Genomic DNA, 19,735 nt, shown 5'->3' with positions numbered 1-19,735 from the left:
ACGCCTGGCCGTCCGCTGGGAACGCCGACTCGACCTGCACAACGCCCTCGTCTCCCTCGCCAGCGGCCTCATCTGCTGGCGACGCCTGAAACACCGCACACCATGATCGTGTTACGAGCTCTTAGCGGAGGTTGGCGGACACCAACGGCGACAACCCGCACCGGCAGGTGCGGTTGAGCTTCCTGGGGTAGCCAAGCCCTTCCCGAGGCGACACCGCCGCTTCCCCGCACCCCGTGCGACGCGGAGTGGGGAGGCGAAGCACGACACAGGCCTGGGAGTGGTCGAGTGACCGTATGACGGGTGCGGCGGGTGCCCGCTGGGAGTGCGGCGCCTGCCACGGATGGCGGCGGCCACCACCTCGCCGGAGCGTCAGCGGAGCGATGTGCTGGCCGCCGCCGCATCGGTGTCCCCTTCGCCGCGCTCCGCGACGGAACCCCCTGCGCCCCCGGAACCCCCACACCGTTTGACGAAAGACATGGAGGCACCCCCGACCAAGGCTGATGGCCGGTCAACTCCGCGTCGTCTCGGGCCAGATGGCGATACCGTCGGAGGTATGTCGGACACTGAGAGCGTCGCCTCGGGCGAGGAGCCGAACATTGACGCGTCGTACGCGGCTCCGCTCGGGCGGTGGGAGCGTGCCGCCGCAAGCGGGTTCGGCGTCGTGCTCACCGGAGTCGGCGTCGCCTCCGTCTTCCTGGGCAAAGGTGACGCGGGCAGCGTCACGCTCGTCCTCGGCGGAGTGGCGTTCCTGATCGTCGCGGTCATCGGGATGTCCCTGCACCGGGTGCGGTGAAGGACATCGAGCTGTACTTCGGCATACGCCGAGCGCGGCAGGTCAGCGAAGTCGCGGGCCGCGTCCCCAACGGCGATGCGGCCCGGCTCATGCAGCTCCTCACTGATACCGCGAGCGGCGACTACACCGATCCACTGCTGGTGCTGGTCGACACGCTGCTCTTCGAGGCCCGGGTTCGGGACGCCGTCTCCTTGTCCCTCAAGGACGGCGAGCGCGCCGAACCGCACCCTGAAGCCGACATAGGAGAACCGCTGCTCCACGTGACAGGCCCGGAGGGCACACGTATCGGCGTCTTCGCGATGTTCGCGCCCAGCGAGCACGGAAGCCTCACGGCGGAGTTCGATGACGAGTTCCTCGACATTCTGCCCAGAACCGGCTCCGATGCCGTCATCCTGATCACGTGCGTGCGCGACCCGGGCTACCTGGCGGCGCTCTCGGACAGGATCCAGCGGGAGGCCGGACTGCCCGTGGCGATCGACGAGTGGCGTCCGCGCGGGGAGAGCCGCTCCCTGCGTCCCTCCCTCGACAGGCTCGCCGACACGGTACGCGCCACCGCGGTCGTCGAACCACGGCGGCGGGATCTGGAGGCGGGGACCGTCGAGGAGAAGCCGTAACGCGCCCCCGGCGCGCGGAGCCCGGTGGCAGTGCGGCAGCGCCTGCCACGGCTCCGGCGACCGTGCCGGAAGGGGGCGCGGCACCCTCCCGGCACGGGGCGCCGGATCAGCCGCAGCTGCCGTCGAGTTCGCAGATGTCCGACGGATCCGTCGAGACCTTGATGTCGTCGTACCAGATGTAGCTGTCGTTCCGCGGGGCGAACTCGGTGGTGGCGCCGCCCGCGAAGCTGTTGAAGTACGCCTTGTCGACCTTGTCGTCGTTGCTGACGAAGCGCAGCCCGTCCACCCCGCCCGCGGGCTCGCCGTTGTAGAACAGCTCGATCTCACCGTCGTGGTTGGCCTGGCCGTTCGTGACGGTGTTGACCCTCACCCGCTGCACGACGTTGACCCACTCGCCCTTCGGCCACTCGACGGCCGAGCCGTTCTGCTGGAGCGTGAGGTAGTCGCCGTACTCATCCTCCTTGTCCATGTGGTAGTAGTACAGCGCCGCTTCGCCGTTCTCGCGGTGCCAGATGAAGCGGGAGCTGAAGCCGTTGGTCCCGTCGCAGTCCATGCCCCCGGAACACGCGCCACCGCCCGCGAGCCCGACGCCGAGTTTGCCGGAGAACCGCGTGGTTCCCCAGCTGAAGTCCTCGTCGAACTTGATCCACATCGACAGGTAGTACTCGTCGGCGTCCTCCAGCTCGAAGGGGGCCTGCGCCCCGGAGTCCTCGGGGCCGATCACCCCCTCCGGGTAGAGCACCCGAAGGGACTTGTCACCGCTGTGCGCCGGTTCGGTGTCGTCGACGACCGTCCGGTCGTCCATGCCGAGGGACCAGGGGGCGCTCCAGCCGTCCTCGGCCCACGCGTCGAGGGTGTACGGGCTTCCGGCGGGCGGCGCCTCGAAGCCGTTCTCCTTGGCCGACCCTGCGGACTGCTCGACGTCGGCGGACGCCCCCGCGAACTGCGGCGCGAGCACCGCGGGGACCAGCACCGCGACCGCGGCAGCGCCGGGGAGTAGCGCCTTCTTGAATTTCACGGGGTACCTCGTTCCGGGTCGGTGGGGGTGGGGGATCGGGCGAGCCGGCGCGGCAGGGCGTCGGCGATCAACGCGCACTCCTCGCTGAGCCGCCGTCGGCAGGCGGCGCGCCCGCGGTCGCTCTCCGCGAACCGGCAGGCAGAGCCCCGTGCTCCGGGGAACGCGAACCGCGTGGGGTGCGCCGAGGGCGAGAGCGCCCACCCCGGAGTCGAGCGGTGTCCGCTCACGATCGTTCTCGTTCATCGAAACCTCTGCACGCACATTCATGCCTGTGAAAGGAATGAATGGTGCGCCGCCTGAAGACTGCGACCACGAAAGCATCGCCAACTCGTTGACGCAAGAGATGGTTTGATGCAATGTCATCGGCGTGAGAGCGCGCGGAGGTGAGGATTCCTTCCCTGAAGGACCCAAGTACCGGCAGGTGGCGGAGAGGCTGCGCCGGGATATCGCCGCGGGTGCCTGGGCACCCGGAGAGCAACTGCCGGTCGAGCGCGACCTCGCCGAAGCGCTCTCGGTGAGCGTCAACACACTGCGCAGAGCGGTGAGTCAGCTGGTGGAAGAAGGCGTCGTGCGGCGCCGGCAGGGTTCCGGCACCTTCGTTCGGCCCGACGCAGGGCCGTCAGCGGCGGAAAGGCCGAAGCCGGTGGGCGACAGGCGCCTTGTCGGCGTCCTTGTGCCGTCGACGACCTACTACTATCCGCGCGTCGTCGAGGGGATGCAGCGCGTCCTCCGCGACGCGAGGGCGAGCGTCCTGCTGGCCTCGTCGAAGTACGACCTCGGCATCGAGGACAGCGAGTTGCGGGCGATGTGCGAGACCGGGGTGCACGGGCTGCTCCTCGTGCCGAACCTGCACCTCATGGAGGACCCCCAGGGCTACGTCGACCGCCTGGGCCGGCTGCCCGTGCCCTATGTGCTCGTCGAACGCCAGCCACCGCGTCCGGCCCCCGACGACCCCACCACCTATGTGGTGACCGATCACGCCGGCGGGGTGTACCGGGCGATCCGGCATCTGCGCGCGCTCGGCCACCGGCGGATCGGCCTCATGGGCCGGCTGCTCACCGGCACGAGCGAGAGGGTGGACCAGGGGTTCGCCGACGCGGCCCGACTGCTGGACGTGGGTCTCGCCGACGGGACGGTCGTCCGGCGGAACGAGTGGACCGCGGCGGAGACCGCCGACTACGCGCGCCACTGCGCGCGGGAAGGCGTCACCGCCGTCTTCTGCCACGGCGACCGGGACGCCGCGGCGCTCGTCGTACACGCCCGGCAGAACGGTCTGACGGTGCCGGACGACCTCGCGGTCGTGGCGTACGACGACGAGGTGGCCGAAGTCGGCGAGGTTCCGCTGACCGCGGTCTCCCCACCGAAGGAAGAGGTCGGCGCCCTGGCGGCGCAGCTGCTGCTGAACCGCCTGGAGCGAGGAGAACGGGCGCCGGCCCACCGCGTTCAGCTCCAGCCTCGGCTGGTGGTCCGCGCTTCCTGCGGGGCCAAGCCGCCTGCCGCCGAGCACCCGCCGGCGGGGCCCGCGTGACACCCCCCGCCGTCCCGTTCCGCGTCGGAGTGGTCGGCGCCGGGACCGTCGGCACCGAGCACGTCCGCGCTCTCGCCGACAGCCCGGTCCGCGGGCCGGCCGCGGTCTGCGACATCGACCGTGCCGCGGCGGCGAGGCTCGCCGCGCCCTTCGACGCCCCCGTGTACACCGACCACCGCGAGATGTTCGCGCGCTCCCGGCTCGACGCCGTCATCGTCACCTCGCCGCACGCGTGGCACGCGCCGATGGTGCTGGACGCGGCGCGGGCGGGCCTGCACGTCCTGGTCGAGAAGCCGATGGCGACCACGGCCGAGGACTGCACACGCATGATCGAGGCCTGCCGGAGGGCCGGAACGCTGCTGGCGGTCGCGCACATCATCCACTTCGACCCGATGGTGCGGGAGGCCCGGCGGCTGATCCGCTCCGGCGAGTACGGCGCACCGCTGCTCGTCACCCACCAGCGCTCGTCCCACTACGCCCCCGGGTCCAGGCCGGGATGGTTCTTCGACCGCGCGCTCGCGGGCGGCGGCATCGTGCTGAACGTCGGTACCCACGGCCTGGACCGCGTCCAGCTGTTCGGCGGCGCACTCGTCCGGCGCGTCAGCGGCGTCGTGCGCGGCCGTCCGGGCATGGAGGTGGAGACGGACGCGCTCGCGCTGCTGGAACTCTCCAACGGGGTGTGTGCGAACCTCACGTTGACCAGCCGTGGAGCCCCCTACCTCGACGAGACCGAGGTGGTGATGGAGACGGCCACCCTGCGGCTTTCCCGCACGAACGGACTGGCCCTGCTGCGCGACGGGGAGTCCGTCGGCCTCCTCCCTTCCGACCGGGACCACCCGCGCCCGGCCTTCCGGGCCCAGCTCGACGGATTCGTCGCGGCGGCCCGCGGCCGGGGCGGCCGGTACGCCGACGGGACCTACGGTCGGTCGGTCGTGTCGGCCGCGCTGGCCGTCTACGACTCGGCGCGCCTCGGCGACCCGGTCGAGATACCCGGCGAGGACGCGGTGGTCCCGTGAACCGGGGGCCTTCAGCACCCGTGCCCCGGTGCCCCGGAGCCGGACTCGACGGGGCGATCCGCCTCGCGCTGACCGACGGCCGCCGCACCGGAGTCGAACCGCGTGCCGTGGTGCCCGGGCTCTGGCTGTTGTTCGCCGCGAGTGTCGACTCCGAGCGCTCTTCTCCTCCGACCTCTTCGACATGTCCAGCTTCTGCGGTACCAGGTGAGGTAGATGCCGTCGCTCTCGCTGAGAAGCGCCTCGATGTCGCGGAACAGCAACTGAGCCTGGGGCCCTACAGTGGGAACGCCGCCGCCCCCACGTCGCCAAGACATCCGGGCAGCGGGGAGACTCCTCGCCGTTCCCAATGCTTCTGAGCTGAGGACCGGGAGTAGGACCGGGAGTACCACTCGACCTTCGCGGCGGTCTCCCGCCCGACCGGCAGCTCCGATTCGACGTCATCCGCGCGGGGACGTACCCCTGCATGCGGACGGTTGCTGAGGGTACGCTTTTCTGACGGAAAGGGCTTTGTGTGGGGGCTCACATATGTCTGAACACGTATCCGGGGCGGATGAGGTTCCTGAACCAGGCGCCGTTCGGGTCGACGACGAGGGCCGGGTGGAGTACTACGACGGTACGGCCTGGCGGCTTTACGTGGAGCTGCCCGACGATGGCGACCCTTCGGAGCTGCGGTTCCGGCGTGACGACGATGCGAGTTCCGTGTGACCGTCAGCGCCTCGTCTCCCGCGATGTCGCAGCCGCGGAATGCCGCGGCGTCGATCGGTGAGCAGGCGGTCGTGGCCACTCATGCGGACGCCACCGTTGCCGACATGCGCGCCGTGGCGCGCTGGACGATCACGGCGTACGCCGCCGTCGGCGGACTACTGCTCGCCGGCTTTCCGCTGGCCGCCATCGGGAAGATCCACGATTCACGCGACGCCCTGTTGGCCGGCGGCGGGCTCGCCATAGCGTCGCTGGGGATTTTCTGGGCGATTTGGAGCACCGCTGAAGTGCTCACACCACGTTTCACCACGCTGAAGTCCATCCGAGACCCCGCTTTGGCTGACCTGCGCGCGGAGATCGATGCCGCTCCGGAACTGTTCTTCGGCCCGTTCGGAACAACGGTGGAGGAACTCGGCCGGGCGTGCCGGCTACACACCACGGTGGCCGTCAACCTGAAGGCGCGTCTGACCCGGGAGTGTGACGCAAAGCTGCGCGACGAACTGGAACACGCTCTTGCGGCTGCCCAGGCCAACATCGCCCGCGCCGCCGCCCGCCGTCGGGCCCTGGTGGAACTCGCGCACGCCTGGCAGGTGCGCGGGGTTCTGCGCCGGGCGAGGCTGTACACGATGTTCGGCGCGCTGCTCGTCGTGTTCGGCGCGGTGTTTTTCCTGTTGGCTACCGACGGAGGGTGAGCTGACGCGGTGAGCACGTCACGAGAAGGCGACGCGACACGCCTCGCCGCCCGGGCTCTGGAGCAGTACGCGCGCTGGGGCGCGGTTGGTGATCCGCGCGCGCTGGAAGAGGCCGTCAACCTCCTCCAGCGAACGTGTGATCTGCTACCCGAGGGCCATCCCACCCAGACCGTCGCGTTGTCCCATCTCAGTGCCGCGTTGCGAGACCGGTTCGTGGTGCGGCGGGATGCGGCTGACCTGGATGCGTCGGTGGACTCCGGGCGGCGGGCCGTGGCCCGCACGCGCGCCATCGATCCGAACTCCTGGATGCATCACGGCCACCTCGCGGGTGCTCTCATCGCTTTGGTGCAGAACCGGCCATCGAGCCCGGACAGCCTCCTCGACGAAGCCGTCTCGTGCGCGGCGACGGCGGTGAGGGCCGCGCCTCGACCTTTTCCACTCTTCCACTCGCACCTGGGCCTGGCTCTCCTCTTTCGCGCCGGGAGGGGCGGCGACCGTGCCCTCCTGGACGCGCGCAGGGCAGCCGAGGCCTTTCACGAGGCTGTGCGCACGGCGGACCCGCGTGACCCGCAACTCGCGATGTACCTGAGCCACCTCGGCGTGGCCCTGCACCAGCGAGCTCTCGGCACCGAGAACCCCCGTGAGCGCACCGACTTCCTGCGTGGAGCCCTCGTCCACACCCGGCGGGCGGCGAACCGGTGCTCCCTGACAGATCCGGAATACCCCCTGTATCTGGGCAACTTGGCCCTCGTGATGGAGAGCGTGCTGAAGTTCGCCCAGGACAACACCGAGGTCGATGCCTTGGTGGACACCGAACGCGGCGATGTGCTGGCCCTCCCAGAAGGGGCACGCCCGCGGCGGATGTGGCTGCTCACGACGCTCCTGATGCTTCGGTGCGGTCGAACGTATGATCCCCGAGATATCGGCGAGGTCATCGAGCGCTGCCAGGAGGCACTTCAGTCGGGCGAGGGTAACGTCGTCGGGGTCTACCTCCTGCAGTGCGGCAGCGCCTACCTGGCGCGCTTCCGGCGGTCCCTGGACCCGGCGGACGGCGACGCCGCCGTCGACCTCGCCGAGCGGGCCCTGGCTTCCGTCGCTGGGACGGAGCGGGAGCGGGCCGAGGCGCTGCTGACCGATGCGAGGGTGACCCGGTACCGCCTCATGGAAGACACGAGTGGTGGAGCCGCGAGCCCCGATGATGGCGGGGAAGCTGCCATCGCGGCGCTGGAAGCCGTCTGCCGCCGATCGCCCATCGGCAGTGCGGAACGTGCCGCGAGTCTTTCCGAATTGGGAATCACCTACCTCACCCGGGCGACCCGCCACTCGCACGCGGGCCGGAATGACTCCTCCCATGCGCTGGAGCGTGCTGTCGCTGTCCTTCGGGAGGCGGCGCAGTCGCGGGCGCTGGAGGAGAGACAGGCGCCACCGGTGCTATTCAACCTCGGCACGGCCCTCGTGATGCTGTACGAGCGTTCCAGCGACGTGGACCTGTTGGACGAGGCTGTGCGATATCTGGAGAGAGCCGAGGCCATAGGTGCCAAGATGGGCGGCCTGCGGGCCGCGCAGGTGCTCTCCACACTCGGGATGACCCTGCGGCAGCGCGCCGAGCGCCTCGACAGCCAGGCCGACCTGCACCGCGCGGTGGCCCTGACGGAGCAGGCCGTACGGGTCACCCCCGCCGGTGATCCGGAACACTCGAAGTGGCTTTCGCACCTCGGAGCGGCGTTGACTCATCGCTATACCCGGCTGGGCATGGCGGCGGACCTGGAGGCGGCGGTTCGGGCTGCTCGCGAGGCCGTAGGCGGACTGCTGGCCGGGACACCGCCGCACGACCGGGCAGTCGTGCTGATGAACCTGGGCGTGGCACTGCGTCGTGCATATGAGCGGTCGGGGGCGGTCTCCGATTTGGACGAGGCTGCCGAGGTGCTGCGCGAAGCCGTTGAGACGGCGGCCCCCGGCAGCCAGCGCGCGGGTCAGGCGGCCAGCACCCTGTCTCTCGTCCTGGCCGAACGACACGAGCGTACGCAGAGGATCCAGGAGTTGGACGAGGCGGTCGACGCCGGGCGGCTGGCTGTGCAGACGCTGCCGCGGGGCGGTGTGTGGCGGTTCGCGGCGCTGACAAATCTGGCAGCGGTGCTCCTGGACCGCTCGCGGCTGCTGGAACGGCTCGGTGACATCAACGAGGCCGTCCGCTGTTGCCAGGAGGCTCTGGCCGCGGCCCCGGAGAGTCACCCGGCCTGGCGCAAAGCGCTGCTCGGGCTCTCCATCGCCTACATCACGCGGTATCCGCTGACGCGCGCCGCCGCCGACCAGGCTGCGGCGATCGACGCGGCGAAGGCCGGACTGAGGGACACGTCCGAGGATGACGCGTGCCGCGTCTCCTTTCTCGTGGCGCTGGCACAGGCATACTCCCTCGCTGCCGCGCGCGGTGCGGGTGATGACGGACTCGCCGAGGCATGCGCCCTGTTTCGGGAAGCGGCAGCCGTCGACGGCGTGCCGCATCGGGTGGCCTTCTCCGTCTCGGCGCACTGGGCGCTGCGGGCCGCATTGCTCCAGGACTGGGGACAGGCCGTCGACGCCTACCGAGTGGCCCTCGCCCAGCTGCCGTTGCTGGCCTGGCACGGCCTGGAGTTGGAGGACCGCGTCAGTGGGCTGGCTGTCTCGGACAGCATCGCCTGCGACGCGGCTGCTGCTGCCCTGTACGGAGGCACACCCGAGGTGGCCCTGCAGTTGTTGGAGTCGGGGCGCGGGGTGCTTCTTGCTCAAGCCGTGGCCCCCCGTTTCGGCATGGCGGAGTTGGAAAAGCGGTCGCCCGGGCTTGCCGGGCGCATCGGGGAGATCTACCGGGCCCTCCACTCGGCCGACGCTCCTTTCGCCGACCCGATGGCATCTGCTCACGAACAACGGGCCGACGCCCGCGAACGCCGCGAAATGGCGGCTCAGCTCGATGAGTTGATTCGCGAGGCATACCGTCTGCTCGGTTTGGACGATCATCTGTACCCACCCACTCCCGAGGAACTGCGGGCCTCGGCAGCCGACGGGACCGTGGTGGTCGTCAACACGAGCTTCCTACGCTGCGACGCGTTCGTCGTCACGCGGGACAGGGTGCGGACGGTGCCGTTGCCGAACCTGAGCCTGGAGGACGCTGACGGCATCCGGGCCCGGACAGAGAGGTTGCTCGCCGCGTTATCTTCGGCTGGCTCCTCGCCGCACGAAGCCAACCGCGTCCTGAAGAGCACCCTGGAATGGCTCAGGGAGACAGTCGTGGAGCCGGTGTTGACCGTCATGCGGTCCGCTGGACAGGAGTCGGGACGTTTGTGGTGGTGCCCCACCGGCCTGCTCGCTCTTCTCCCCCTGCACGCTGTCGGCGACGTCCCCGAAAAGTACGTCTGTTCGTACGCCACGACGCTGAGATCCCTGACAGATGCGCGTAGGCGGGCCGGTGGCGGCCGAAGTGGCGGTGGGGACCGAGCCGCCGATAGCGGTGACGGGGGTGGAATCCTGGTGGTGGACCAGGCCGACGTCCCTGGGCTGCGGCAGTTGCCGTTCGCTCGCAAGGAGGCGCTGCGGCTGGTCGCACAGGTGAAGGAACGCCGGCTGTTGGCGGGGACCACGATCGATCAGCGCGCCATCCTCACGGCCCTGCCCCACCACTCCTGTTTGCACTTCGCGGGGCATGCCCGCCATGACCCGGCCAGCCCCGCCCGAAGCGGGCTGTTCTGCCACCGGGACGGGCGACCCGCGCTGGTCACCGTCGAAGACATCGCCCGCCTCCGGCTCGGCGCCGCGAAACTGGCCTTCCTGTCGGCCTGCGAGACCGCCCGTGGTCCCGAACGATTGCCGGACGAGGCGTTGCATCTGGCAGGCGCCCTCCAACTCGCGGGATTCGCCCACATCGTGGCCGCGCAGTGGGTCGCCGAGGACACGGCGGCTCAGGAACTGACCAGCCATTTCTACGCCGAGTTGCGTTCCCCCGACACCGCCGATCGTCTGCAGCCCGCCCGCTCCGCATATGCCCTCCACGCGGCTGTTCGCCACATCCGCCAACGCTTCGCCGACCCTCTGCTGTGGGCCGCATACGTTCACATAGGCCCCTGAGTCGTGTCTGTGGCAGTTGGGAGAGGCCCTCCACGCGGGCCCGTCCGTTCTGCTGGGTTCCGTTGTCGACACCCTCTTCCGCGCCAGGTGCGCCTCGGAACTCCTATGGCTGCGGAAGGCGAGACGGTCGTGGAGGGGACCACGTTCGCCTGAGGTGGCAGACGCCGGCCCCAACGCACGCGCCTACGTAGTCACCCACACCAACAGGTTCCTCGGCCGGCTCGACGCCCAGCTCAACCAGATGGTGGCCAACGGGCTCGGCGCAGGACGCGGGCCACCGCGCGATCCGCGCCCGCCCGGGCGACGAGCCGCGCGGCATACTGGACCGCGTGAGGAGCGAGGCCGCCCCCGAAGCCCTCGCCGTGTACCGCCTGCTGCCAGGACTGGGCGGTACCCGGCGCACGCTCCGCCTGGACGACCTGCCGCTGCGGCGGATCACCCGCTGGCAGCTGACGCGTTCGTCCGCCGACCGGCCCACCGAGGTCACCGCGCGCTGGAGCGACGACGCGGACCAGCCGGCCGCCGAGTTCCCCAGCGCCTACCCGGGAGCACCGGTGCTCAGCCGACGGCTGGTCGCACTGCTCGGCGACGGGCTCTCCGACGCCGAACTGGTGCCGGTGCACACCGACGAGCCGGGGGAGGAGCCGCTGCTGGCGCTCTTCCCCGAGCCGGTGGACTGCGTGGACACCCGCCGCTCGTCCAGACCCAGGAAGCGCGACGGCCAGATCAAACAGGTCGCCTTCCTCCCCGAGCGGCTGCCGACCGGTCAGGCCGCGTTCCGGGTCCCGGGGTTCCCCTCCGGCGTGTACTGGAACGGCTGGGCCGCGGCACGCCTCACCGCCGAGACCGGCGGCGACGTCGAAGTTTTGCGGCAGTGCTGGTGCCAGGACCCGTCACGCACGCCCCCACCCGGCCCCTGGACCTTCCAGCCCCGAGGCGCGGGGGAGCGAACAGCCGGCTCCCGGGCGCCTCGCGTCCGGCGGGTTCCCGGGGGACCGCGGGCCGGTGGGACCACCGCTCCGGCCGACCGGCCGACCGGCCGACCGCGCGGCGCCGTCGCTCGGGCGCTACGGCGTCCACTCGTGCGCGTGAGCGGAGACGAACTCGGCGAAGGCACGCGGCGGACGGCCGGTCAGTTCGAGCACCGCGGTGCTGACCTGGTCCTCCCGTCCCTCCTCGATGCCGCGCTCGACGGCGGCGAGGGCGTCGGCGAACTCCGCCGGCATCCCGGAGGCGCGGTAGGCGGCGGCCTGCTCCCGTTCCGTCACACGCTCCACCCGCACCCGTCGGCCGGTCCGCGCGGTGATGATCCGCGCGGCCCGCGGATAGCTCATCCCGTGCGGCCCGGTGATCAGGTAGTCGCTCCGCGCCTCCACCTCCGGGTCCGCCAACAGCGCGGCGGCACTGGCCGCGACGTCCCGCGCGTCGACCCACCCCACTTGGCCGTCGCCGGCCGCGGTGCGGATCTCACCGTGGCGGAGGATGCGGTCGGCCAGTGGGTGCGGGCGCAGGAAGTTCTGCATGAAGCCGGACGCGCGGAGTACGACGCCTCCGGGCTGGGCCCGGACCTGGGCGGCCATCTCCACGGCGCTGGGCGCGTGGGGCAGCACGATGGCGGAGCCGAGCAGCACCAGGCGCCGGACGCCGGCCCGTCGCGCGCGGCGGAGGAAGGGCTCGACCAGCGGCAGCGGGTCCACGCTCTCCACCGGGGGGACCAGGAAGACCCGGTCGGTCCCGTCGAGCGCGGGGCCGTGCGTGGCCGGGTCGTTCCAGTCGAAGCGGATCGCGTCGGGGTCGGCCGCGGCCGGGTTCCGGCTGGCGGCGCGCGTCGACACCCCGGTGCCGCGAAGCCGCCGCACCAGCGCCCTCCCGGTCCTGCCCGTCCCTCCGGTCACGAGCACCCCGGCCATCAGGCGTTCTCCCCTTCCCGCTTCCCTTCCCGCTTTCCCTCCAGCGAGCCGAGCAGCTCGGCGAGCCCCCCGGCGGCGTTGGCCGCCGACAGCGGGCTCCAGTAGTCCCGGTACAGGGCGATCAGCCCGTCGCGGACCGTGAGCACCACGACATAGTCCAGGCGGTAGGGCCGCGAGGTGGCCACGGTGCGGCCGGTGGCCGTCCACTCCACCACGGCGGTGTCCCCCTGGTCCGTGGGCCGCACGGTGAGCGCGGCCACCTCCCGCATGTCCATCAGCTCCGGATAGTGGGCGAGGTAGGCGCGCACTTCCTCGCGTCCACGGAGAACGCGAGGGGAACCCCCGGCCGCGAAGGGGAACTCCGCGACGCCGTCGGGCGCCCACAGGTCCGCCACGGCGTTCATGTCCTTGGCCAGCATCAGGTCGATCATGCGGCGGAAGGTCTCCTCGGGATCAGCGGGCATCTCTTCTCCTCGCGGTCGGGTACCGGCCGGGCCACCCTGCACGGCGGAACCGCGGGCGCGGAACGGACGGTTGAGCCCCGGACCGGCGGGGTGAGGCTCGGCCGCCCCTCCCGTGACACGATGGAACGGTGAGCAGCCAGGAACTCGCGGACTTCCTCCGCCGCCGTCGCGAGGACCTGCGGCCGGAGGACGTACCGGCCGGGGCCGCGCCTCCACCGGGCCGGCGTGCTCGCCGCACGCCCGGGCTGCGCCGCGAGGAGGTGGCCGCCCTGGCGCGGGTGTCGGTGAGCTACTACGAACGACTGGAACGGGCACGGGCGCCTCGACCCTCACCCCAGGTGCTGTCCGCGCTGGCGACGGCTCTCCGGCTCACCGGAGCGGAGCGGGACCATCTGGCGCGCCTGGCCGGACAGGTGCTGCCGGCCGAGACCGACGCCGCGCGGCGGCGCGTGCCCGAGGAAGCCCAACGGCTACTCGACGGGCTTGACGGCGTCCCCGCCTATGTCGTCAACGCCCGGCAGGACATCGTCGCGTGGAACGCGGCGGCCACGGCTCTCCTCACCGACTTCTCCGGTCTCGCGCCCGAGGAGCGCAACGTCCTGCGTGTCGCGGCGAGATTCCGCGACACCCTCTGCGCGGGCACGTCCGGCGCGGAGTCCGCTTTCTCCCGGCAGGTGGCCGCCGAACTGCGCGCGGTCAGCGTGCGATACCCCGCGGACCGCCATCTCGCGGGGCTGATCGACGAGTTCGCGACCCGCGACCCGGATTTCGCGCGCAGTTGGCTTCACCACGCGGTGCGCCCCGTCCCCGGCGTGCGGAAGACCCTGCGTCACCCCGCACTCGGCGAGCTGGAGGTCGACCGGTACACCCTCGGCCTGCCCGGCTCGGATTTCTCCCTGGCGATGTACACGGCGGAAGCCGGCAGCCCCAGCGCCGCGGCGCTCCGGAGCCTCTGACCGCGCGCCCGACGGCCGGCGGCTCCCCCTCGGGAGGCCGGTCCAGCCCGTGTCCACCGTGTCCATCGTGCCCGGATGCCGTCCGCCGTCGACGCGGCCCCCGCCCGAGCGGTACCGGCGCGGCGGTGCGGGCGGCCCGCCCGCACCCCCTCGGCCGCTGCCGGTGCCCGCCGTCAGCGGATCGGTTCGAGCAGCCGGTCGAAGTCGCTGTCGTGGTGTGTCCAACGGGCCGGGTCCGCCGTGTGCGCGGCGAGTTCGGCGTCGGTGAGCAGGCAGGACTCCAGGCGCGCGCGGAGCGCTCCCACGTCGAGGCCGGGGGAGGTGAAGACCAGGTGCTGGCTCCGGTCGCCGAGGGTCGGGTGCCAGTCGACGAGGGCGGCGGCGCGGCGGGCCGTCGGCACGTCGGGCCAGGCGGCGCGGGGGAGTGCGGCGAGCCAGGGACCGAGGGCCTCGACGCACAGGGCTCCGCCGGCTGCCTGCCAGGAGAGCAGCGTCTCGCGCCTGTTCGCCAACCAGAACCTGCCGCGGCTGCGGAGCGCCCCGCAGGCCAGTTCGGGCAGGGCCGCGTAGAGGCGGTCGGGGTGGAAGGGCCGGTCCGCGCGCCACACGAACGTGGTGACGCCCGCCTCCTCGGCCTCCTGGGGGAGCAGCGCGGTCGTCGGATGTACGCGGGCGGCGGCGGCCGAGGCGTCGAAGCCCGCCGTGGCCTCCGGGAGGAAGGCGGGGTGGCCGGGGCTGGTGAGCCGCGCCAGCGGGTGGAGTTGGGAGAGCAGGGCCCGGTCGGTGGCGTCCGGCGCCGCCTCGCCCTCGACGAGGGCGAGCAGCGGCGCGTACTCCAGCTGGCGTGCGAAGGTGTCGCCGACCGTCCGCTGGTCGTCGCGGGCGGCGGCCAGTCCGGCGCCGGCGAGGTCGTCTCCGTTGGCCAGGCAGGGGTGGACCAGCGCCGGATCGACGGCGGTGACGACGCCGACGAGCGTCAGCCGCTCGTCGCCCCGGGTGCGCAGCAGTTGGGCGACGGAGAGCGGTTCGACCGAGTCCCACAGCTCCACGACCGCCAGCGCGCACAACTCCCCGCTGTCGGCGAGCCGTTCCAGCTCGGGCAGCAGGTCCTCGCGCAGCGCGCAGCAGGCGCAGTCGTTGACCAGCGGTGCCGTCGCGGAGTCGAGGACGCCGCCCGCGTCCCGCAGGGTGCGTCGCACCGTGCCGGCCGGTGCGGAGGTGAGGTCGTGGTGGAGCGCGACGCCCCTGGGCACCGCGCGCAGCAGGGCGTCGACCGTGGCGCGCCGGGCGTCGGCGTGCAGTCCGGCGACGAGAACGACGGGGAGTGTCACCGCCCCTCCCGGCGCTCGTAGCGGCGGCGGAAGCGCTCGACGCGGCCGGCGGAGTCCACGATGCGCAGCTGGCCGGTGTAGAAGGGGTGGCTCGCGGAGGAGATCTCGACGTCGAAGACCGGGTAGACGTTGCCGTCCTCCCACTCGACGGTCGGCACGTCCGTGCGCGCGGCCAGCGTGGAGCGGGTGAGGAACGCGAAGCCGGCCGCGCGGTCGCGGAAGACCACGGGGCCGTAGTCGGGATGGATGCCGGAACGCATGGGAACGGGGCCCTCCTTCGGGAACGGGAAGCGGGGGACCCACTATACAGAGATGGAAATCATTTTCATCTAGGGGTGGGTGGCGTTGTTGGCCAATTGCATAGTTCTGCAATTGGCCATAGAGTCGCATCCGGTTCTCCGGACGGACGAGGGACGGGTAGGGGAGAGACACATGCCGGTGCCGCTGTACCAGGCGAAGGCCGAGTTCTTCCGGATGCTGGGGCACCCGGTGCGGATCCGGGTGCTGGAGCTGCTGCAGGACGGGCCCATGCCGGTCCGCGACCTGCTCGCCGAGATAGAGATCGAGCCCGCCGCGCTCTCCCAGCAGCTCGCCGTGCTGCGCCGCTCCGGGATCGTCACCTCCGCCCGCGAGGGCTCCACCGTGGTGTACGAACTGGCGGGCGGGGACGTCGCCGAGCTGATGCGGGCGGCGCGCCGGATCCTGACGGAGATGCTGGCGGGACAGAACGCGCTGCTGGCCGAGTTGCGGGAAGCCGAGGTCCCGTCCGCGTGAGCTTCTCCGCAGCGCCGGGCCTCGCCCGGGTCCGCTCCCTCCTGCCCTCCCGCGCCGACCTGGCCGCCATGGGGCGTTCCCCGCGTCGTGACCTGCTGGCCGGGCTGACCGTGGCCATCGTCGCCCTTCCGCTGGCGCTGGGATTCGGCGTCTCCTCCGGGCTCGGCGCCGAGGCCGGGCTGGCCACGGCCGTGGTCGCCGGGGCGCTGGCCGCCGTCTTCGGCGGTTCGAACCTCCAGGTCTCCGGCCCGACCGGCGCGATGACCGTGGTGCTGGTCCCGATCGTCGCGGCGCACGGCGCCGGCGGCGTGCTGATGGTCGGTCTGCTCGCCGGAATCATCCTGGTGGCCCTCGCGCTGGCGCGGGCGGGGCGCTACATGTCCTACATCCCGGCCTCCGTGGTGGAGGGGTTCACGCTCGGCATCGCCTGCGTGATCGGGCTCCAGCAGGTGCCGGGCGCGCTCGGCGTCGCCGACGCGGAGGGCGAACGGGTGCTGACGGTGACCTGGCACGCCGTCGAGTCGTTCGCACGGGACCCGAACGTGACCGCGGTGGCGCTGGCCGCCGGTGTGGTCGCGGTGATGCTGGCCGGCGCGCGCTGGCGGCCGACCCTCCCCTTCTCGATCATCGCGGTGGTCGCGGCGACGCTCGTCGCCCAGGTCTTCCACCTGGACGACGCCACCCCGATCGGGGACCTTCCGGCGGGGCTGCCCGTTCCCTCGCTCGGCTTCCTCGACCTGGGAACGCTGGGCGCCCTGCTTCCCTCGGCCGTCGCGGTGGCCGCGTTGGCCGCCCTGGAGTCGCTGCTCTCGGCGCGGGTCGCCGACGGCATGACGACCGGGCAGCGGCACGACCCGGACCGCGAACTGTTCGGCCAGGGCGTGGCGAACATCGCCGCGCCGCTGTTCGGCGGCGTGCCCGCCACCGGCGCGATCGCCCGCACGGCGGTCAACGTCCGCACGGGCGCCGCCTCCCGGCTGGCCGCACTGACGCACGCGGCCGTCCTGACGGTGATCGTGTTCGCCGCCGCCCCGCTCGTCTCCCGCATCCCGCTCGCTGTCCTGGCGGGCGTGCTGGTCGCCACCGCGATCCGCATGGTGCACGTCGCCTCGCTGCGCGCGACGGCCAGGGCCACCCGCGCCGACGCCGTCGTGCTGGTGCTGACGGCCCTCGCCACGGTCGTGCTGGACCTGGTGTACGCGGTGATCATCGGCCTGCTGGTCGCCGGCGCGCTGGCGCTGGGCGCGGTGGCCCGGCACGGGAGCGTCGCCCGGCTCGACCTGCCGGGGGCGCGCGAGGAGGAACCCGCGCCGTGGGACGGGCAGATCCTCGCCTACCGCGTCGACGGGCCGCTGTTCTTCGCGGGCGCCCACCGCCTGCTCCGGGAGCTGTCCGAGGTCGGCGACGTGCAGGTGGTGATCCTGTGCGTCTCCCGGGTCAGCGCGATGGACGCCACCGGCGCCCTGGCCCTCAAGGACGCGGTGCGGGCCCTGGAGCGACGCGGCATCACGGTGCTGGTCTCCGGGGTGCGCCCCGAGCAGCGGCAGGCCCTGCGGTCGGTCGGCGCCCTCGACCCGCCGCCCTCGGGGCCACGGGAGTACGCCACCACCGCCGAGGCGTTCGCTGCCGCTCGCGAGCGGGGGGAACGCGGGGCGGTGCCGGCGCCTCCCGTCTGACACGCCACCGGCGTCAGAACTGGGTGAGGAACTCCCAGGTCTCCTCCGGCAGCCACGAGTCGCCGCCGTCACCCGGCGCGCCGTCCCGGGGCGCCGAGATGTGTCCGCCGTCGAAGGCGGCCCAGACGACGGGGTGGTCGGCCGAGCAGCCGGTGTAGGCGGTGGTGACATGGGTGAGACTGCCGGGCGCCGGTGCCGGCGGGTCCTGCGCGTCGCATCCGTTGTTGCGCACGAACGTGTCCCGCAGCGGCGCGTGGCCGTCGCTGTCGCTGACACCGTGCGCGCCGAAGTAGGCGACCGGCTCGGTGCCGCCGTCGCACCCGCTGACCGGACCCGGCGAGCCGTAGGCGGCGACCGCGCGGAAGACGTCGGGGCGGGAGCAGGCCAGGGAGTAGCTCATGGCGCCGCCGTAGCTGAAGCCGACCGAGAACCGCTGCTCGGTCTCGACGCAGAGGTTCTCCTCCAGGACGCGGAGCAGTTCGTCGACGAAGGCGACGTCCTGGCCGCCGTTGTTGGGCCACGCGTTGTCCAGGCCCTGCGGCGCGACGAAGATGGTGCTGTCGCCGGCCAGCCGCTTCAGCCCGTAGTAGGCCCAGGTGCCGGTCTCGACGGTCTGGCCGGTCGCGACGTCGTCCGCGGTGCCGCCCCACCAGTGGAAGCCCAGCACCAGTCGGTGGGGGTGGTCGTTGTCGTAGTTGTCGGGGATGTCGAGGATGAACGACCGGTCCTGGCCGCCGCTTTGCACGGTGTGGGTGCCGTCGGTGAGGCCGGGGTCACTGCCGCATCCGGCGGTGGCCTCGGAGGTCCCGGGGACGGCGGCCGGTTCCTGGCCGTCGGCGGCGCCGAGTGCCGAAGCACCGGTGCCCAGCGTCAGCAGGAAGGCGGCGACGACGGGGACGACGGCGAGCCTGAGTTTCATGGCGCGTCCTTTCGTAATACTGGCACGGGGGAATCGACTCCTTTTCATGGAAGGGGGAAGGGAATGGCGTTCTCTCGGTTTGTGCGGGGTTGCCGGCCACCCGGGTGTTCGGCTATCCGGGTGGCCGAGAATTCGGGTTCCCGGGGAGTCTCACTCTCCACTTCCCGGGAACCCCTGCCGCGCCCTGACGGGGGAGACCCCGGCCGGTCTAGGCGGCGTTGAGCGCGTCGAGGACGGCGTGGTACGCCTCCTTCTTCTGGTAGTTGGTGTCGAACAGCAGCGGGGTGTCGTCCGCGCGCCAGGAGTGCCTGTCGGTGAAGCCCCAGATGGTGATGCCGGTGCAGCGGGAGACGGCCAGGCACGCCTCGGTGACCTGGCGGTAGGCGTCGGCCTGGGCGCTGCCGGACCCGCCGATGTCGAGCTCGGTGATCTCGACGTCGACGCCGAGGTCGGAGAAGCGCTGCAGGTTCGCCTGGTAGCTGGAGAGGTCGGAGTTGGAGTCGAGGTGGCTCTGGAAGCCGACGCAGTCGATGGGCACACCGCGGGCGAGGAAGTCCTGGACCATGGCGTAGATGCCGTCGCTCTTGGCGTTGATGGCGTCCGTGCCGAAGTCGTTGTAGCAGAGCTTGGCCTCCGGGTCGGCGGCGTCGGCGGCGCGGAACGCCTCCTCGATCCAGCCGTCGCCGAGCTGCTGCTGGAGGTTGGACTGGCGGCGGCTGCCGTCCCACTCGAACGCCTCGTTGACCACGTCCCAGGACGAGATCTGGCCCGCGTAGTGGCCGGCGACGCCGTCGATGTGGTCGAGCATGGCCTGCCGCAGGTCGTCACCGCCCAAGCCGTTGACCCACGAGGGCTGTTGGGCGTGCCAGACCAGGGTGTGGCCGCGCACCTCCATGCCCTGCTCCTGGGCGTGGGCGACCAGTTGGTCCCCGCCGCCGAAGTCGAACTGGCCGCGGTTGGGCTCGGTGGCGTCCCACTTCATGACGTTCTCCGCCACCACGCTGTCGAACTCCTGGTTCAGCGTGGACGCGTAGTCGGCTTCGCCGAGGAGGTGCGGGGCGACGGCGGCGCCGTAGTACCGGCCGCTCTGCTCGGCGGCCCCGCCCAGCGTTTCCGCTGCCTGGGCTGAGCCCGCGAAGACCAGGAGGCCGGTGGCCGCCAGGCCGGCGCTGGTCGCCGCCGCGAGGGTGGCCCGTGCGCGGCGACGGGTGCGCCGTCCCGGGGAGGTGCTGGTCATGGGGAAC

At 71.9% G+C, this 19,735-nt stretch carries 16 protein-coding genes; 9 read left to right on the top strand and 7 right to left on the bottom strand.

What is annotated here, in order from left to right; genetic code table 11:
* Positions 1 to 553 precede the first annotated feature (553 nt).
* Positions 554 to 793 (top strand): hypothetical protein, encoded by a 240-nt coding sequence (locus FH715_RS26790; protein ID WP_139649871.1) that lies wholly within the window; start codon positions 554 to 556, stop codon positions 791 to 793.
* On the top strand, positions 790 to 1,407 hold the full coding sequence (locus FH715_RS26785) for a hypothetical protein (protein WP_139649869.1): 618 nt from the start codon (positions 790 to 792) through the stop codon (positions 1,405 to 1,407). The genes FH715_RS26790 and FH715_RS26785 overlap by 4 nt, the downstream gene beginning before the upstream one ends.
* A gap of 106 nt (positions 1,408 to 1,513) precedes the next feature.
* On the opposite strand, the gene FH715_RS26780 is transcribed toward FH715_RS26785, so the two are convergent.
* Positions 1,514 to 2,425, bottom strand: coding sequence for a polysaccharide lyase (locus tag FH715_RS26780; RefSeq protein WP_139649867.1), 912 nt, complete (start codon positions 2,423 to 2,425; stop codon positions 1,514 to 1,516).
* A 367-nt stretch (positions 2,426 to 2,792) separates the two neighbouring features.
* Here FH715_RS26780 and FH715_RS26775 point away from each other — a divergent pair, with 367 nt between their 5' ends.
* The 4 genes from FH715_RS26775 (at position 2,793) to FH715_RS26760 (ending at position 10,461) form a co-directional block, all read left to right on the top strand.
* Positions 2,793 to 3,953 (top strand): GntR family transcriptional regulator, encoded by a 1,161-nt coding sequence (locus FH715_RS26775; RefSeq protein ID WP_139649865.1) that lies wholly within the window; start codon positions 2,793 to 2,795, stop codon positions 3,951 to 3,953.
* Positions 3,950 to 4,969, top strand: coding sequence for a Gfo/Idh/MocA family protein (locus tag FH715_RS26770; protein ID WP_139649863.1), 1,020 nt, complete (start codon positions 3,950 to 3,952; stop codon positions 4,967 to 4,969). Before FH715_RS26775 ends, FH715_RS26770 begins: the two co-directional genes overlap by 4 nt.
* Before the next feature lie 728 nt (positions 4,970 to 5,697).
* Positions 5,698 to 6,363 carry a hypothetical protein gene (locus tag FH715_RS26765; protein ID WP_139649861.1) on the top strand — a complete coding sequence of 222 codons (666 nt, stop codon included), beginning with the start codon at positions 5,698 to 5,700 and terminating at the stop codon, positions 6,361 to 6,363.
* A 9-nt stretch (positions 6,364 to 6,372) separates the two neighbouring features.
* A complete protein-coding gene (locus FH715_RS26760) occupies positions 6,373 to 10,461 on the top strand; it encodes a CHAT domain-containing protein (protein ID WP_139649859.1) in 4,089 nt (1,362 codons plus the stop codon).
* A gap of 1,067 nt (positions 10,462 to 11,528) precedes the next feature.
* Here FH715_RS26760 and FH715_RS26750 read toward each other — a convergent pair.
* Both FH715_RS26750 and FH715_RS26745 read right to left on the bottom strand, forming a co-directional pair.
* Entirely contained in the window at positions 11,529 to 12,371 is an 843-nt protein-coding gene (locus tag FH715_RS26750) for an NAD(P)H-binding protein (protein ID WP_139649857.1), read from the bottom strand.
* Complete coding sequence (locus tag FH715_RS26745; protein WP_139649854.1) at positions 12,371 to 12,835, bottom strand: nuclear transport factor 2 family protein; 465 nt, start codon at positions 12,833 to 12,835, stop codon at positions 12,371 to 12,373. Before FH715_RS26745 ends, FH715_RS26750 begins: the two co-directional genes overlap by 1 nt.
* A gap of 128 nt (positions 12,836 to 12,963) precedes the next feature.
* Here FH715_RS26745 and FH715_RS26740 point away from each other — a divergent pair, with 128 nt between their 5' ends.
* Positions 12,964 to 13,791 (top strand): helix-turn-helix transcriptional regulator, encoded by an 828-nt coding sequence (locus FH715_RS26740; protein ID WP_139649852.1) that lies wholly within the window; start codon positions 12,964 to 12,966, stop codon positions 13,789 to 13,791.
* Positions 13,792 to 13,964: 173 nt separating this feature from the next.
* Here the strand turns inward: FH715_RS26740 and FH715_RS26735 are convergent, their stop codons facing one another.
* Positions 13,965 to 15,122, bottom strand: coding sequence for a CobW family GTP-binding protein (locus FH715_RS26735; RefSeq protein WP_139649851.1), 1,158 nt, complete (start codon positions 15,120 to 15,122; stop codon positions 13,965 to 13,967).
* Positions 15,119 to 15,382, bottom strand: a complete 264-nt coding sequence (locus FH715_RS26730; protein WP_139649850.1) for a type B 50S ribosomal protein L31 — start codon at positions 15,380 to 15,382, stop codon at positions 15,119 to 15,121. Before FH715_RS26730 ends, FH715_RS26735 begins: the two co-directional genes overlap by 4 nt.
* Before the next feature lie 172 nt (positions 15,383 to 15,554).
* On the opposite strand from FH715_RS26730, the gene FH715_RS26725 reads away from it, so the two are divergent.
* Together FH715_RS26725 and FH715_RS26720 are read left to right on the top strand one after the other, a co-directional pair.
* Positions 15,555 to 15,896 carry an ArsR/SmtB family transcription factor gene (locus tag FH715_RS26725; protein ID WP_139649847.1) on the top strand — a complete coding sequence of 114 codons (342 nt, stop codon included), beginning with the start codon at positions 15,555 to 15,557 and terminating at the stop codon, positions 15,894 to 15,896.
* Positions 15,897 to 15,964: 68 nt separating this feature from the next.
* Positions 15,965 to 17,572: a SulP family inorganic anion transporter gene (locus tag FH715_RS26720; protein ID WP_139649879.1), complete on the top strand. Its 1,608-nt coding sequence runs from the start codon at positions 15,965 to 15,967 to the stop codon at positions 17,570 to 17,572.
* Between the two features lie 13 nt (positions 17,573 to 17,585).
* Here FH715_RS26720 and FH715_RS26715 read toward each other — a convergent pair whose 3' ends face one another.
* Together FH715_RS26715 and FH715_RS26710 are read right to left on the bottom strand one after the other, a co-directional pair.
* Positions 17,586 to 18,491 carry a CE1 family esterase gene (locus FH715_RS26715; RefSeq protein WP_139649845.1) on the bottom strand — a complete coding sequence of 302 codons (906 nt, stop codon included), beginning with the start codon at positions 18,489 to 18,491 and terminating at the stop codon, positions 17,586 to 17,588.
* 208 nt (positions 18,492 to 18,699) lie between these two features.
* Positions 18,700 to 19,728, bottom strand: a complete 1,029-nt coding sequence (locus FH715_RS26710) for an endo-1,4-beta-xylanase (protein ID WP_139649843.1) — start codon at positions 19,726 to 19,728, stop codon at positions 18,700 to 18,702.
* Positions 19,729 to 19,735: the final 7 nt, after the last annotated feature.

It is taken from the genome of Streptomyces sedi (genome assembly GCF_006335015.1).
Taxonomy (GTDB): Bacteria; Actinomycetota; Actinomycetes; order Streptomycetales; family Streptomycetaceae; genus Streptomyces; species Streptomyces sedi.
This window is presented reverse-complemented; position numbering and strand designations above follow the sequence as displayed.

Bases quoted from the DNA above. Each gene is read 5' to 3' on its own strand.
- FH715_RS26790 (WP_139649871.1), top strand. From the start codon at position 554: ATGTCGGACACTGAGAGCGTCGCCTCGGGCGAGGAGCCGAACATTGAC.
- FH715_RS26765 (WP_139649861.1), top strand. From the start codon at position 5,698: ATGTCGCAGCCGCGGAATGCCGCGGCGTCGATCGGTGAGCAGGCGGTC.
- FH715_RS26750 (WP_139649857.1), bottom strand. From the start codon at position 12,371: ATGGCCGGGGTGCTCGTGACCGGAGGGACGGGCAGGACCGGGAGGGCG.
- FH715_RS26745 (WP_139649854.1), bottom strand. From the start codon at position 12,835: ATGCCCGCTGATCCCGAGGAGACCTTCCGCCGCATGATCGACCTGATG.
- FH715_RS26730 (WP_139649850.1), bottom strand. From the start codon at position 15,382: ATGCGTTCCGGCATCCATCCCGACTACGGCCCCGTGGTCTTCCGCGAC.
- FH715_RS26725 (WP_139649847.1), top strand. From the start codon at position 15,555: ATGCCGGTGCCGCTGTACCAGGCGAAGGCCGAGTTCTTCCGGATGCTG.
- FH715_RS26720 (WP_139649879.1), top strand. From the start codon at position 15,965: ATGGGGCGTTCCCCGCGTCGTGACCTGCTGGCCGGGCTGACCGTGGCC.
- FH715_RS26715 (WP_139649845.1), bottom strand. From the start codon at position 18,491: ATGAAACTCAGGCTCGCCGTCGTCCCCGTCGTCGCCGCCTTCCTGCTG.
- FH715_RS26710 (WP_139649843.1), bottom strand. From the start codon at position 19,728: ATGACCAGCACCTCCCCGGGACGGCGCACCCGTCGCCGCGCACGGGCC.